The sequence below is a fragment of the Thauera terpenica 58Eu genome, assembly GCF_000443165.1.
GTDB classification, from domain to species: Bacteria; Pseudomonadota; Gammaproteobacteria; order Burkholderiales; family Rhodocyclaceae; genus Thauera; species Thauera terpenica.
Genome location: NZ_ATJV01000070.1, coordinates 42,079 through 56,127 on the forward strand (window position 1 = coordinate 42,079; position 14,049 = coordinate 56,127).

The 14,049-nt window shown below is 68.1% G+C and carries 11 protein-coding genes and 1 pseudogene; 2 read left to right on the forward strand and 10 right to left on the reverse strand.

Features of this window, described 5'->3' with window-relative positions; all coding sequences use genetic code 11:
- Positions 1–6 precede the first annotated feature (6 nt).
- The 3 genes from M622_RS33605 to M622_RS33615 form a co-directional block, all read right to left on the reverse strand.
- Complete coding sequence (locus M622_RS33605; protein ID WP_021250077.1) at positions 7–390, reverse strand: DUF1850 domain-containing protein; 384 nt, start codon at positions 388–390, stop codon at positions 7–9.
- A complete protein-coding gene (locus M622_RS33610; RefSeq protein WP_021250078.1) occupies positions 387–2,420 on the reverse strand; it encodes a TRAP transporter permease in 2,034 nt (677 codons plus the stop codon). Before M622_RS33610 ends, M622_RS33605 begins: the two co-directional genes overlap by 4 nt.
- 74 nt (positions 2,421–2,494) lie before the next feature.
- Complete coding sequence (locus M622_RS33615) at positions 2,495–3,445, reverse strand: TAXI family TRAP transporter solute-binding subunit (RefSeq protein WP_021250079.1); 951 nt, start codon at positions 3,443–3,445, stop codon at positions 2,495–2,497.
- Between the two features lie 335 nt (positions 3,446–3,780).
- On the opposite strand from M622_RS33615, the gene M622_RS33620 reads away from it, so the two are divergent.
- Positions 3,781–4,893 carry an NAD(P)/FAD-dependent oxidoreductase gene (locus tag M622_RS33620; protein ID WP_031347181.1) on the forward strand — a complete coding sequence of 371 codons (1,113 nt, stop codon included), beginning with the start codon at positions 3,781–3,783 and terminating at the stop codon, positions 4,891–4,893.
- A gap of 38 nt (positions 4,894–4,931) precedes the next feature.
- Here M622_RS33620 and gabT read toward each other — a convergent pair whose 3' ends face one another.
- The 6 genes from gabT to M622_RS33650 form a co-directional block, all read right to left on the reverse strand.
- Positions 4,932–6,233: a 4-aminobutyrate--2-oxoglutarate transaminase gene (gene gabT, locus M622_RS33625; RefSeq protein WP_021250081.1), complete on the reverse strand. Its 1,302-nt coding sequence runs from the start codon at positions 6,231–6,233 to the stop codon at positions 4,932–4,934.
- 37 nt (positions 6,234–6,270) lie between these two features.
- The gene (gabD, locus tag M622_RS33630; RefSeq protein WP_021250082.1) at positions 6,271–7,731 is read right to left on the reverse strand and encodes an NADP-dependent succinate-semialdehyde dehydrogenase; all 1,461 of its coding nucleotides are present in this window, start codon (positions 7,729–7,731) and stop codon (positions 6,271–6,273) included.
- Positions 7,732–7,807: 76 nt separating this feature from the next.
- Positions 7,808–8,632: an ABC transporter permease gene (locus M622_RS33635; protein WP_021250083.1), complete on the reverse strand. Its 825-nt coding sequence runs from the start codon at positions 8,630–8,632 to the stop codon at positions 7,808–7,810.
- A gap of 11 nt (positions 8,633–8,643) precedes the next feature.
- Positions 8,644–9,918 carry an ABC transporter permease gene (locus M622_RS33640; protein WP_031347183.1) on the reverse strand — a complete coding sequence of 425 codons (1,275 nt, stop codon included), beginning with the start codon at positions 9,916–9,918 and terminating at the stop codon, positions 8,644–8,646.
- Between the two features lie 105 nt (positions 9,919–10,023).
- Positions 10,024–11,064, reverse strand: a complete 1,041-nt coding sequence (locus M622_RS33645; RefSeq protein ID WP_021250085.1) for an ABC transporter substrate-binding protein — start codon at positions 11,062–11,064, stop codon at positions 10,024–10,026.
- Positions 11,065–11,148: 84 nt separating this feature from the next.
- Positions 11,149–12,255, reverse strand: coding sequence for an ABC transporter ATP-binding protein (locus M622_RS33650; RefSeq protein ID WP_021250086.1), 1,107 nt, complete (start codon positions 12,253–12,255; stop codon positions 11,149–11,151).
- Positions 12,256–12,375: 120 nt separating this feature from the next.
- On the opposite strand from M622_RS33650, the gene pdxR reads away from it, so the two are divergent.
- A complete protein-coding gene (gene pdxR / locus M622_RS33655; protein WP_021250087.1) occupies positions 12,376–13,860 on the forward strand; it encodes a MocR-like pyridoxine biosynthesis transcription factor PdxR in 1,485 nt (494 codons plus the stop codon).
- A gap of 72 nt (positions 13,861–13,932) precedes the next feature.
- Here pdxR and M622_RS39785 read toward each other — a convergent pair.
- A pseudogene (locus tag M622_RS39785) lies at positions 13,933–14,040 on the reverse strand (electron transfer flavoprotein subunit alpha/FixB family protein); the annotation flags it as partial.
- Between the last annotated feature and the right edge of the window lie 9 nt (positions 14,041–14,049).

Consider the following 14,049-nt stretch of genomic DNA (forward strand, 5'->3'; position numbering starts at 1 on the left):
CGCTGCTCAGCGCGGGTCTGCCGCGGGGCAGACGCGCAGCTCGGTGACGCCGCCGTCAGAGGCGATCAGCGCCGACATCGGCACGCACGGCGCCTCACCCTCGCACCACTCGTAGTCGGCGGTATAGGGCGAGCGCGTCAGCCGCAGCAGCGCGTGCCGCGTGTGCGGATGCCACTCCCACACCCCGTCACGCAGCACCGCAGCGGCGGCCGGCTCCATGCCCGCCGCGTGACCGCGCACACGCACGGTGTCAAGTACCAGTTCGCCCCCATCCACCCGCCAAACCTCCTCCCAGCGCACGCGTTCGATCGAGTGCATCCACGCGAGCGTGAAATCGCCAGCGGCGAGTGTCACCGCCGCCAGCGTGTTGACCAGGCAAAGCGCCATCATAGGGTAAGCGCTTGCGTGCTGCGCGAACGCCAGATGTGCCAACCAAGGACCAGCGCGGCGAGGCCGAAGCCGAGCTCGTCGGTGAGCGGCAGCGCCACCACCAGCAGCGCGGCGGCGCCAAAGGCGAGCACGCGCTCGAGCAGGTTCATGGGCGAACGCAGGTGGCCGACCACCGCCGTGCCCCACAGCGTCACCGCGAGCAGCGCCTTGAACACCACGTAGAGGGTCGCGTCCATGCCCTTGTCACCCTGCAGCATCAGCTCGGGTGCATACACCGCCATGTAGGGCACGACGAAGCCGGCGATCGCGATCTGCACCGCACGCACGCCGATCTTCAGACCGGTCTCCTTGGCGATCGGTGCCGCGGCGAAAGCGGCGAGCGCCACCGGCGGGGTGAGGTCGGCCATGATGCCGAAATAGAACACGAACATGTGCGAGACGATCAGCGGCACGCCGAGTTCGAGCAGCGCGGGCGCGGCGATGGAGCTGGTGATGATGTAGTTCGGGATGGTCGGGATGCCCATGCCCAGCACCAGGCAGGTGAGCATGGTCAGGAACAGGGACACGAACAGGCTGTCGTCGCCGATCTGGATGATGTAGCCGGCAAAGGCAGTGGCGCCGCCGGTCAGCGTCAGCGAACCGATGATCACGCCGACCAGCGCACACGCCACGCCCACCGGCATCGCATGCAGCGCACCCTCGACCAGCGCCTTCACCGCCAGGCGCAGCGTGCCGCGACCGTCGGCGCGCGGCGCCAGCAGCACCGCGAGCACGGCCACCACCGCCACCACCGCGACGATGCCGAAGCGGGCGAAGGCCGAGCATGCGAGGCCGAGCGCGATCCAGAACAGCAGGCGCAGCGAAGTGCCGTTGAGATGGCGCGCGAGCGTGCTACCGAACAGCAGCACCACGGTGAGCGCCAGCCCGACCATGCCGGCGAACATCGGCGTGAAGCCGGCGAACAACAGGTACACCAGGCCGGCCAGCGGCAGCAGCAGGTACCAGCGCTCGCGGATCGCCACCCACGGGTCCGGGCATTCGTCCTTGGGCAGGCCCTTCAGCCCGGCGCGCCCGGCCTCGAGGTGCACCATCCAGAACACGGTGAAGAAATAGAGCATCGCCGGGATCGCCGCCGCCTTGGCGATCTCGACATAGGGCACGTTGATGGTCTCGGCCATGATGAAAGCCACCGCCCCCATCACCGGCGGCATGATCTGCCCACCCATCGAGCTGGTGGCCTCGACCGCACCTGCGAAGGCCGGGGTGTAGCCGAAGCGCTTCATGAGCGGGATGGTGAACTGGCCGGTGGTGACCACGTTGGCCACGCCCGAACCGTTGATCGTGCCCATCAGGCCGGACGACACCACCGCCACCTTGGCCGGGCCGCCCTTGGTGTGGCCGACGGTGCCGAGCGCGAAGTTGGTGAACAGGTCGATCATGCCCGCCTGCTCGAGGAAGGCGCCGAACAGGATGAACAGGAAGATGTAGGACGAGGACACATAGGTCGGCGTCCCGTAGATACCTTCAGTGCCGAAGGCGAGCTGGCCCACCACCTGGTCCAGACCATAGCCACGGTGGGCGAGGCTGCCCGGCAGGTACTCGCCAAACAGCGCGTAGGCGAGAAAGCCCAGGCAGATCAGCGGCAGCGCCGGCCCCATGACGCGGCGCGCGGCCTCGAACACCAGCACCAGCGTGATCACGCCAACCGCCATGTCGGACTGCGTGAGCTCACCGGCGCGTTCCACCAGATCGGCCTCATAGATCCAGTGGTAGCCCGACAGCAGCAAGGCGCCAAAGCCCACCGCCTTGGTCAGCAGGCTGGTACGCCCCTGCCCGCCCTGCAGGGGGTGGAGCAGGAAGGTCAGCAGCAGCAGGAAGCCGACGTGCAGCGCACGCACGACGGTGCTCGATATCGGGCTGAACGCCGAAGTGACGAGCTGGAATACAGAGAACAGGATGGCGCTGTAGAAGACGACGCGCAGCATGCTCTTGCCGGCTTCAGCAGCAGGCGAGTGGAGGGACGAGCTCATGGCGGTTCCAGAGAGGGAGACAAGGAAAACCGCCCGCCACGCTTCGTGCGTGTGCGGGCGAACCGGCACAGGGCTTACTTGATCAGGCCCTTCTCGCGGTAGAACCTCTCTGCGCCCGGATGAAGCGGGATCGGCAGGCCCTCGGTGGCGTGCTCGAGCTTGATCTCGCGGCCCGCAGAGTGCGAATTGCCCAGGCGCTCGAGGTTGTCGAAGATGCCCTTGGTCATCTGATAGGCCACCTCATCGCTCACCTTTTCGTGAGTCACCAGCAGATTGTTGATCGCCGCCGTCGGCACCTCGTCGCTCTGGCCCTCGTAGGTATTGGCCGGCAGGCCGACAGCACGGTAGGCCGGGTCACCGACCTTGGCGACCACATCGACCGGGATCGGCACGAAGTTCACCTTCACCGCTGCCGACAGGTCGCGCAGCGCCGCCACACCCAGGCCGGCCGACTGCAAGGTGACGTCGATCTGGCGGTTCTTCATGAGCTCGACCGACTCGCCGAAGGGCAGATACTCGACCTTGGAGAAGTCCTCATACGACAGGCCCGCGGCTTTGAGGATGGCACGCGCGTTGATCTCGGTCCCCGAGCGTGGCGCGCCCACCGAGATGCGCTTGCCCTTGAGATCGGCGAGCGACTTCACATTCGCGTCAGCGAGCGCGACGATCTGGATGTAGTTGGGATACACCGAGGCGATCACCCGCAATTTGTCGAGCGGCTTGGGGAAACCGGCATCGGCCTTGCCCTTCCAGGCGTCTGACACCGAATCGGCGAGCGAGAAGCCGATTTCGCCGCGACCGGCCTGGAGCAGATTGAGGTTCTCCGCCGAAGCCTTGGTGGCCTGCACCTGGACCTTGCTGTCGGGAATCATCTCGCCATAGAGCTGCGACAAGGTGACACCAAGCGGGTAATAGACCCCGCTCGTCCCGCCCGTCAGCACGTTGACGAAGGTGACGGCCGAAGCCGCGGTGGTGATCGCGACAAGCACGGTGCCGAGTGCACATTTGCGGATCAAGGATTTCATTGAGCGCTCCTCCATTTTATAAATCCTGATTATTTGTCCATTAACGGACCGCCAAGCTTTAGCAACTGCCGTGCCAGCTCCGCAGCGCTCGGGAGATCGACGTTTTCCCTGATATCTCAAGGCTTTCCGCCCATGACGCAATGATCCTGGACGACCGCTACGCGACATCCCGGACTGTGCGATCCGAGCCCTTCCGGGAATCCGCACGAACGCCGTAGTCACCGTGCAACGGCCGTGGATCGCCCCCTTCCCACGGGCAGCGGCGATCTGGTACAACCGCTTCCCCACATTCCAGCCGGCGGTCGCGTCACCACGCGCTGGGCCGGCCCATGACGATGGATACAGTCGACACCGTAGTGATAGGCGCCGGGGTGGTCGGCCTCGCCTGCGCCCACAGCCTCGCCCGCGCCGGCCGCGAGGTGATCGTGATCGAGCGTGAAACCGCCTTCGGCACCGTCATCAGCGCACGTAACAGCGAGGTGATCCACGCCGGGCTTTACTATCCGCCGGGCTCGCTGAAGACGCGTCTGTGCGTGGCGGGCCGCGATCTGCTGTACGCGTGGTGCGCAGCGCACGGGGTGAACCACGCGCGCTGCGGCAAGCTGGTGGTCGCGAGCACCGCGGCGCAGATGCCCGCGCTGCAGGCGATCGCCGAGCGCGCGCGCGCCAACGGCGTGGACGACCTGCGCTTGGTCGACGCGGCCGAGCTCGCCGCACTCGAGCCGGCGCTGGCCGCTCACGGCGCACTGCTGTCGCCCTCCACCGGCATCGTCGACAGCCACGGCCTCATGCTGTCCCTGCTCGGCGAGGCCGAGCGCCACGGCGCGATGCTCGCGCTCGGCAGTCCGGTGCTGGAGGGGCGCGCGGAGGCCGACGGCATCGTGCTGCGCATCGGCGGTGAGGTCGCCACCGAGTTGAAGGCGAAGCGGGTGGTCAATGCCGCGGGGCTGGATGCGCCCGCGCTCGGGCGCGCGATCGCCGCCCCCGCGGCCGTGCACGCGCCACAGGCGCACTTCGCGCGCGGGGTGTATTTCAGCTACGCCGGCAAGGCGCCATTCTCGCGCCTGATCTACCCGATCCCGGAGCCGGGCGGGCTGGGCGTGCACCTGACCCTGGATCTGGGCGGGCAGGCGAAGTTCGGCCCCGACGTGGAGTGGATCGCCGCACCGGACTACAGCGTGGATCCCGCGCGGGCGGAGCGCTTCGCCAGCGCGATCCGGCGCTGGTGGCCGGACCTGGACGCGCAGCGCCTGCAGCCGGGCTACGCCGGCGTGCGCCCGAAGATCGTCGGCCCCGGCGCGCCTGACGCCGACTTCCGCATCGACGGCCCGGCGACGCACGGCACGCCGGGGCTGGTGCATCTATACGGCATCGAATCGCCCGGCCTCACCGCGGCGCTGGCGATCGGAGAGCACGTCGCGGCGACGCTCGCCGCCGGGGGGCGCTGAATCCGCAGCGCCCCCCGGCGCGCGCACTGCGGCCCCGCTCAGGCCGCGGCGTCCATCGCCGCGGCGAGGAGGTCGAGGCCTTCGTCGAGCACAGCCTGCTCGATAGTCAGCGGCACCATGAGGCGCAGCACGTTGCCGTAGCTGCCGCAGGACAGCAGCAACAGGCCGCGCTGCAGGGCGGCGGCGATCACCGCCTTGGCGATCTCCGGGGCCGGACGCGCAGGGTCGCCGTCATGGAAGAACTCGACTGCCACCATCGCGCCCAGGCCGCGCACGTCACCGATGCACTTGTGGCTCGTGGCCATTTCGCGCAGGCGGCGCTGCATGTGCTCGCCGATCGCGAGCGCGCGCTCGCAGAGCTTCTCTTCTTCCACGACATCGAGCACGGCGAGTGCGGCGGCGCAGGCCATCGGCGCGCCGGCGTAGGTGCTGCCCAGGCCGCCGGGGGCGAGCGCGTCCATCACCTCTGCGCGACCGACCACCGCCGCGACCGGGAAGCCGCCACCCAGGCCCTTGGCGAGCGTGATCAGATCAGGAGCGACACCCGCATGCTCGACCGCGAACATCTTGCCGCAGCGCCCGATGCCGGTCTGGATCTCGTCGGCGATCAGCAGGATGCCGTACTTGTCGGCGAGCGCGCGCAGGCGCTGCAGGAACTCGGCCGGAGCGGGGTAGTAGCCGCCCTCGCCCTGCACCGGCTCGACGATGAAGGCGGCGACGCGGCGCGCCTCGATGTCGTTCTTGAACAGCAGCTCGACGCCGTGGATCGCATCATCCACGCTGATGTCGTGCAGCGCGCAGGGATAGGGGGCGTGGTAGATCTCACCCGGGAAGGGGCCGACGCCGAGCTTGTAGGGATCGACCTTGCCGGTGAGGCCGAGCGCGAGCAGCGTGCGGCCGTGGAAGGCGCCGTTGAAGGCGATCACGCCCGGGCGGCCGGTGAAGGCGCGCGCGATCTTGACCGCGTTCTCGACCGCCTCCGCGCCGGTGCTCACCAGCATGGTCTTCTTCGGTGCCTCGCCCGGGGCGAGCGCGTTGAGGCGCTCGGCCAGGCGCAGGTAACCGTCGTAGGCCACGACCTGGAAGCAGGTGTGGCTGAAGTGGGTGAGCTGGGCCTGCGCCGCGGCGATCACGCGCGGGTGGCAGTGGCCGGTGTTGACCACCGCGATGCCGGCAACGAAGTCGATGAAGCGGCGGCCTTCGACGTCCCAGACTTCGGCGTTGAGCGCCTTGGTGGCGAACAGCGGGTGGGCCTGACCGACGCCGCGCGGCAACGCGGCGGCACGGCGGGCCATGAAATCGGCGTTGTGCAGGCCGGGGGGCAGGGTGTTGGCGTTCATGGGTGTCTCCTGTCGATGCGGTTGGGGGGGCGGGGGCTCACTGCACGCCGCCCATGCACAGATACTTGACCTCGAGGTAGTCCTCGATGCCGTACTTGGAACCTTCGCGGCCGAGGCCGGAGGACTTCATGCCGCCGAAGGGCGCGACCTCGGTCGAGATGATTCCGGTGTTGATGCCGACAATGCCGTACTCGAGCGCCTCGCCGACGCGCCACACACGGTTCATCGAGCTGGCGAAGAAGTAGGCGGCCAGCCCGAACTCGGTGTCGTTGGCCATGCGGATCGCCTCAGCCTCGTCCTTGAAGCGGAACAGCGGCGCCACCGGACCGAAGGTCTCCTCGCGCGCCACCTTCATCGCCGGGGTCACGTCGACCAGGATCGTGGGCTCGAAGAAGCTGCCGCCGAGCGCGTGGCGCTTGCCGCCGGCGAGCACGCGCGCGCCCTTCTCCACCGCGTCGGCGATGTGCTCCTCGACCTTGGCCACCGCGTTCATGTCGATCAGCGGGCCCTGGGTGCTGCCTTCGGCCAGGCCGTTGCCCACCTTCAGGCCCGCCACCGCGGTGGCGAGCTTGGCGGCGAAGGCGTCGTACACGCCGTCCTGCACCAGCAGGCGGTTGGCGCACACGCAGGTCTGCCCGGTGTTGCGGTACTTGGAGGCGAGCGCGCCCTCGACCGCGGCATCGAGGTCGGCGTCGTCGAAGACGATGAAGGGGGCGTTGCCGCCGAGCTCGAGCGAGAGCTTCTTGATGCTGGGCGCGCACTGCCCCATCAGCTTGACGCCGATCTCGGTGGAGCCGGTGAAGGTGAGCTTGCGCACCATCGGGTTGGCGGTGAGCTCGCCGCCGATCTCGGCCGCGCCGCCGGTGAGCACGCTGAACACACCCTTCGGCACCCCGGCGCGCTCGGCGAGCACCGCCAGCGCGAGCGCCGAGTACGGCGTCTGCGTGGCGGGCTTGAGCACCATCGTGCACCCGGCCGCGAGCGCCGGGCCGGCCTTGCGCGTGATCATCGCCGCCGGGAAGTTCCACGGCGTGATCGCCGCGCACACGCCGATCGGCTCCTTGGTGACGACGATGCGCTTGTCGGGCTGGTGGCCGGGGATCACATCACCATAGATGCGCTTGCCTTCCTCGGCGAACCACTCGATGAAGGAAGCGGCGTAGAGCACCTCGCCGCGCGCCTCGGCGAGCGGCTTGCCCTGCTCGCTGGTCATCAGCACGGCGAGGTCCTCCTGGTTGGCGAGGATGAGCTCGAACCAGCGCCGCAGGATCTTCGCGCGCGCGCCGGCGGTGAGCGCGCGCCACGCCGGCCAGGCCGCGTTGGCGGCCTCGATGGCGCGCCGGGTCTCGGCCGCACCCATGCGCGGGATGGTGCCGAGCACCTCGCCGTTGGCCGGGTTGCGGATGCTCACGGTGGCGCCGTTGTCGGCGTCGATCCACTGCCCGTCGACGTAGCAGCGGGTGCGGAAGAGGTCGGGATCTTTCAGGTTCAGGCTCATGGTCGGGTTCCGTAGGGTGTTCGGGGGAAAGCTTCGGTGTCTTCGTGGCAATGCCGGGGTGGTGTGATCGCGTCGCTCAGCTGCGCGCGCCGCGCATGCGCTCGGCGCGCCGGCGCAGCCATTCGAGGGTCATCAGCATCAGCGTCGACAGCACGATGAGGATGGTGGCGACTGCGGCGATGGTCGGGCTGATGTTCTCGCGGATGCCAGCGAACATCTGCCGCGGCAGCGTGGCCTGCTCGGGGCTGGCGAGGAAGAGCGTGACCACGACCTCGTCGAAGGAGGTGGCGAAGGCGAACAGGCCGCCCGAGATGATCCCGGGCGCAACCATCGGCAGGGTGACACGAAAGAAGGTGGTGAGCGGGTTGGCGCCGAGGCTGGAGGCCGCGCGCACCAGGTTGAAGTCGAAGCCCTGCAGGGTCGCGGTGACCGTGGTGACGACGAAGGGCACGCCGAGGATGGCGTGCGCCAGCACCAGGCCGGTGTAGCTGCCGGTGAGGCCGAGCGGGGCGAAGAAGATGTACATCGCCACGCCGATCACCACCACTGGGACCACCATCGGCGAGATCAGCACCGCGGTGAGCAGGGCCTTGCCGGGAAACTCGGCACGCACCAGGCCGATCGAGGCCAGGGTGCCGAGCACCATCGCCAGCAGGGTGGCGAGGGGCGACACGATCAGGCTGTTCATCAGCGCCTGCCGCCAGGCCGGTGAGGTGGCGAACTCCTCGTACCAGCGCAGCGAGAAGCCCGACATCGGGTACATCAGGAAGCTGTCGGCATTGAAGGACAGCGGCACGATGACCAGGATGGGCAGGAACAGGAAGGCCAGGATCAGCCCGACCAGCCCGCGCATGCCGTAATACCATGCCCGTTCCACGGGCGAAGCGTAGGGTTGCAGCATCGTCGTCGTCCTCAGCGTGCCTTCATGTACTTGACCCGGGTCGGCCCGAGGTAGCGGGCATAGACCATGTACAGCAGCAGGGTCGCCGCCAGCAGCACCGCTGAGAGCGCGGCCGCCATGCCCCAGTTGATCGTCTGGTTGGTGTAGAAGGCGATGAAGTAGCTCAGCATCTGCTCCTTCGGACCGCCGAGCAGCGCGGGCGTGATGTAGTAGCCCATGCACATGATGAACACCAGCAGGCCACCGGCGCCGATGCCGGGCAGCGTCTGCGGGAAGTAGATCTTCCAGAAGCTGCGAAAGGGCGGGCAGCCGAGCGAGAGCGCGGCACGCATGTATACCGGCGAGATGCCCTTCATCACCGAGTATAGGGGCAGCACCATGAAGGGCAGCAGGATGTGGTCCATCGCCACATACACGCCGAAGCGGTTGAAGAGGAGCTGGAGCGGGCTGTCGGTGAGGCCGAGCCACATCAACAGGCGGTTCACCAGGCCCTCGTTCTGCAGCAGCACGATCCACGCCGCCACGCGTACCAGCACCGAGGTCCAGAACGGCAGCAGGACGAAGATCATCAGCATGTTGCTGTGGCGGGTGGACAGGCTGGCCATGAGGTAGGCCACCGGGAAGCCGAGCACCAGGCAGCACACGGTGACGATCAGGCTCATCCAGAAAGTGCGCAGCAGCACGTCCACATAGATGCGCTCCTCCTCGGGGGCGACGACGATGTTGCCGTCGGCGTCGATCATGCGGTCGATCGAGGCGAGCAGGTAGAAGGGTGTCAGCGCGCCGCCGGCGCGGTGGATCGCCTGCCAGGTGGCGAGCTCGCCCCACTGCGCATCGATCGCCACCAGCGCCTCGCGCGCCGGCACGGCGGCATCGAGCGGCAGCTTGCGCGCGGTCTTCATGACCAGGCTGCGGTAGCCCGCGTTCTCGCGGTTCAGGCGCTTGGCGATCGCGGCGATCGCCGGCGAGCCCTTGGCCGCAGTGAGCTCGTCGGCGAGTGCACGGTAGGCGGTCTCGGCCGGCGGCGCGCTGCCGTTCCAGTCTTCGAGCACGGCGAGCGTGCGCGGCAGGTTGTCGTGGATCTCGGGGTTATCGACGCCGATCGTCAGCAGCGAGCCGATCGGCCAGATGAAGGCTACCAGCACCACCAGTGCGAGCGGCAGGATGAGGGCGCCGAAGAGCAGGTTGCGGCGACGCTCGGCGCGGCGCAGGCGCTTCTTCAGCGGCGTGCCGTCGCCCGCGGCGGGCAAGGGTAAGGCAGCGGAGGTGTCGACGGCAGTACTCATGGACTGGTCCACTCGGTCAGATAGGGACGGTGGCCGCGCGCCGCGGACCGGACGCCCGTGGCGGCGCAGGCATGCCCGCGCACGGGCATGCGACGAAGGCAGCGCTCAGCGCGCGGCCCAGGCGTTGAAGCGCTGCTCAAGGTTCTCGCCGTGCTCGACCCAGAACTCGGTGTCGGTCTCCATCGCCCCCTTCATGTTCGCGGGCGCGGTCGGCAGGCCGGTGGCGACCTTGGCGTCGATCGCCGGCACGGCCTTCAGGTTGACCGGGCCGTAGGCGATCTCGCCGGAGAACACCGCCTGGTTTTCCGGCTGGCTGGCGAAACGGATGAACTTCAGCGCCTCGGCCTTGTTCGGTGAGCCCTTGGGGATGGCCCACGAATCGACGTCGTAGATGCTGCCGTTCCACACCACCTTGAGGTTCTTGCCTTCGACCTGGGCGGCGGAGATGCGGCCATTGTAGGCGGCACTCATGACCAGGTCGCCCGAGGCGAGCAGCTGCGGCGGCTGCGCGCCGGCTTCCCACCACTGGATGTTCGCCTTGAGCTTGTCGAGCTTGGCGAAGGCGCGGTCGACCCCGGCCGGGGTGGCGAGCACCTTGTAAACATCGCTGGTCGGCACGCCATCGGCGAGCAGGGCGAATTCGAGGGTGTACTTCGCGCCCTTGCGTAGACCGCGCTTGCCGGGGAATTTGTCCACGTTCCAGAAGTCTGCCCAGGAGGTCGGCGCCTCCTTGAGGCGGTCGGCGTTGTAGGCGAGCGCGGTCGACCACACGAAGATGCCGACGCCGCATTCGTTCGCCGCCGCCGGCACGAAATCGGCCTTGTCGCCCACCTGTGCGAAGTCGATCTTCTCGAACAAGCCTTCCTCGCAACCGCGCACCAGCTCGGGCGACTCGACCTCGAGCACATCCCAGGTCACGTTGCCTGCCTCGACCATGGCTTTCACCTTGGCCTGCTCGCCGTTGTATTCGCCGGCGACGACCTTGACCCCGGTGGCCTTGGCAAAGGGCTCGTAGTAGGCCTTGTATTGCGCCTTCTGCGAGGCGCCACCGAAGGAGATGACGGTGATGTCGGCTGATGCGGTACCGACGGCACCGCCGAGGGCGACGAGGACGGCGGCGCGAAGAAAGGATGCGGCGTGCTTCATGATGTGTCTCCGGTTCTGGTTTTATGGGTGTTGCGAGGAAGGCCGCCGAGCGGCCGGGATTGCGGATATGTCGGCGGGGCTGCCTCAGTGCGCAGCGGGCACGTCGAGCGCGCGGGTGTGCGCCGGATCGAGCCCGAGGCGAATGGCATCGCCGGGGCGCAGCGAGCGGTCAAGCTGCGAGACGGGTGCCTTGATGGTGAACTCGTGCTTGCCGGCGAGCTCGACGCGCAGGCGGATCTGGTCGCCAAGGTAGATCAGCTCACGCACGGTGGCATCGAGCCGGTTGGTGCCCTCCGCCTCGCCGGCGAGCTGCACGCGCTCCGGACGCACCGCGATGCGAGCGCGGCCGCCGGCACCGACGTTGCCGGTGCGCGCACGCAGCACCGTGCCGCAGTCGAGGCGCACCTCGCACTCCTCGCCCGCCACCGCCACCACGGTGCCGTCGAGGGCGTTGTTCTCGCCGATGAAATCGGCGACGAAGGAGTTTGTCGGGTATTCGTACAGCGCCTCGGGAGCATCGATCTGCTGGATCACGCCCTGATTGAACACGGCGATGCGGTCCGACATGGTCAGCGCCTCGCTCTGGTCGTGGGTGACGAACACCACGGTGATGCCGAGCTTCTGCTGGATGTGCTTGATCTCGAGCTGCATGCGCTCGCGCAGGTTCTTGTCGAGCGCGCCGAGCGGCTCGTCCATCAACACCAGCTGCGGATCGAACACGAGCGCACGGGCGAGCGCGATGCGCTGCTGCTGGCCGCCCGAGAGCTGCTGCGGATAGCGGCTGCCGAAGGCCTCGAGCTGCACCATGTCGAGCGCGCGCTTGACCCGCGCCTCGACCTCGCTGGGCGCCAGCTTGCGCACCCGCAGCGGAAAACGCAGGTTGTCGGCCACCGTCATGTGCGGAAACAGCGCATAGTTCTGGAACACCATGCCGATGTTGCGACGGTAGGGCGGCACCCGGTTGATGACCTCGCCGTCGAGGCGGATCTCGCCGCCGGTAGGCGTCTCGAAGCCGGCCAGCATCATCAGGCAGGTGGTTTTCCCCGAGCCCGACGGACCGAGCAGGGTGAGGAACTCGCCGCGGCGAATGTCGAGATTGAGGTCCCGCACGATCAGGGTTTCGCCGTCGTAGGTCTTCTGGACGTTGCGAAAGCTGACGTGGGGCGCCTGCCTGTTATGGACCGCTTCCATCTGTCTCCGTCTCCTGCAAGGGGCGCTGAACGCTCTGGCGAACGAATCCTAGGCCACGAATTGGCCCGGGCTTGATCCAATTACTTATACTTTCATAGAACCAATTTTTGCTGCACTGCAATGGATTGCCGACTCAGCTGCGAGCTCATCGCCCACGCCTACGCGGATCAGGCGCCCTCTTCCAGCGCCCGCGCGCGCCTCTATCTCGCCATCCGCGAGGCCATCATCGCGCGCCGGCTCGCGCCCGGTACCGCCCTGCCGCCCACCCGCACCCTGGCGGCAGAGCTCGCGCTGGGGCGGAACACCGTGGTGCGGGTGTACGACCAGCTCATCGTCGAAGGCTACCTGGACAGCCGGGTGGGCTCGGGCACCTTCGTCTCCGACGCGGTGACCGCCACTGCACCGCAGCAAAAACCACGGCGCATGGTCGGTGCACGCAGCGAGGGACTGTCCAGAAGGGGGTGCCGGATCGCCTCCGGTGCGCTGTCGAGCCGGGTACAGGCGGGCGCCTTCATGCCCGGGTTCCCGGACGTCAGCCATTTCCCCTTTGCCACCTGGCGCAAGCTGGTCGCCAAGCAGATGCGGCTCGAGCAGCGCCACCTCGCGCAATATGGCTACGGTGGCTACGGCCCGCTGAAGCTGGTGCTGGCCGAATACCTGCGCGTGACCCGCATGATGTCGTGCAGCCCGCAGCAGATCCTGATCCTGAACGGCTCGCACCAGGCACTCGACCTGTGCGCGCGCATGCTCGCCGACGTCGGCGACGTGGCGTGGATGGAAGACCCGGGCTACTGGGGGGCACGCAGCGTGCTCGCGGCCTCCGACCTCGCCATCCATCCGGTACCGGTGGACGCCCAGGGCATCAACCCGCAGGCGGCCGACTGGGACCACCCGCCACGCCTGATCTTCGTATCGCCCTCCAGCCAGTACCCGACGGGGGCGGTGATGTCGCTCGAACGGCGCCTGCGCCTGCTCGAATACGCCGAGAAGAACCGCATCTGGATCATCGAGGACGACTACGACAACGAGATCCGCTACCACGGCCACCCGGTGGCCTCGCTGTTCGGCCTGTCGGCGGCACAGCGGGTGATCTACGTCGGCACCTTCAGCAAGGTGATGTACCCCGGCCTGCGCCTGGCCTATCTGGTGGTACCGGAAGATCTCGTCGAGGCCTTCACCACCGGCAACGCCGAGCTCTACCGCGAGGGCCGCATGCTGGAGCAGGCGGCACTGGCCGAGTTCATCGACGGCGGCCACTTCACCACCCACATCCGCCGCATGCGCGGCATCTACGAGGAGCGCCGCGACCGCCTCATCGAGGTGCTGCAGCGCCACCTCGCTGGCATCGCCACGCCAGCCGGCGGCCTCGCCGGCCTGCACATCCCGGTGCACTTCGAGCGCCCGCTCGACGACGTGCTGCTGGCCGCCAGGGCGCTGCGCGAGGGCGTGGTGATGCGACCGCTCTCACTGTATGCGATCGATCCGGCAAACCGGCGCGCAGGCATGAACCTCGGCTTCGCAGCGGTGCCGGTGGAGCAGATCGAGGCGCCCGCCCTCAAGCTGGTGCGCCTGATCCACGACCTGCTGCCGGCGGCAAGCCGCTGAGCACGGGCAAAAAAAAGCGGCCGCCGGTCGATTCGGAGCGGACCCGCCGCGAGGGGGAGAGGCGGGTAGGACTCAGGTCGCCGCGACGAGGGCAGGGACGGCGTCGAAGAGCTCGGCCACCTGCAAGGTCGGCGCTTGCGGATCCTTGTTGATCGCCACGATCACCCTGGAGTCCTTCATGGCGTTCCC

Excerpts from the sequence above, each read along its gene's own strand:
- M622_RS33605 (WP_021250077.1), bottom strand. The coding sequence starts at position 390 with ATGATGGCGCTTTGCCTGGTCAACACGCTGGCGGCGGTGACACTCGCC.
- M622_RS33610 (WP_021250078.1), bottom strand. The coding sequence starts at position 2,420 with ATGAGCTCGTCCCTCCACTCGCCTGCTGCTGAAGCCGGCAAGAGCATG.
- M622_RS33615 (WP_021250079.1), bottom strand. The coding sequence starts at position 3,445 with ATGAAATCCTTGATCCGCAAATGTGCACTCGGCACCGTGCTTGTCGCG.
- M622_RS33620 (WP_031347181.1), top strand. The coding sequence starts at position 3,781 with ATGGATACAGTCGACACCGTAGTGATAGGCGCCGGGGTGGTCGGCCTC.
- gabT (WP_021250081.1), bottom strand. The coding sequence starts at position 6,233 with ATGAACGCCAACACCCTGCCCCCCGGCCTGCACAACGCCGATTTCATG.
- gabD (WP_021250082.1), bottom strand. The coding sequence starts at position 7,731 with ATGAGCCTGAACCTGAAAGATCCCGACCTCTTCCGCACCCGCTGCTAC.
- M622_RS33635 (WP_021250083.1), bottom strand. The coding sequence starts at position 8,632 with ATGCTGCAACCCTACGCTTCGCCCGTGGAACGGGCATGGTATTACGGC.
- M622_RS33640 (WP_031347183.1), bottom strand. The coding sequence starts at position 9,918 with ATGAGTACTGCCGTCGACACCTCCGCTGCCTTACCCTTGCCCGCCGCG.
- M622_RS33645 (WP_021250085.1), bottom strand. The coding sequence starts at position 11,064 with ATGAAGCACGCCGCATCCTTTCTTCGCGCCGCCGTCCTCGTCGCCCTC.
- M622_RS33650 (WP_021250086.1), bottom strand. The coding sequence starts at position 12,255 with ATGGAAGCGGTCCATAACAGGCAGGCGCCCCACGTCAGCTTTCGCAAC.
- pdxR (WP_021250087.1), top strand. The coding sequence starts at position 12,376 with ATGGATTGCCGACTCAGCTGCGAGCTCATCGCCCACGCCTACGCGGAT.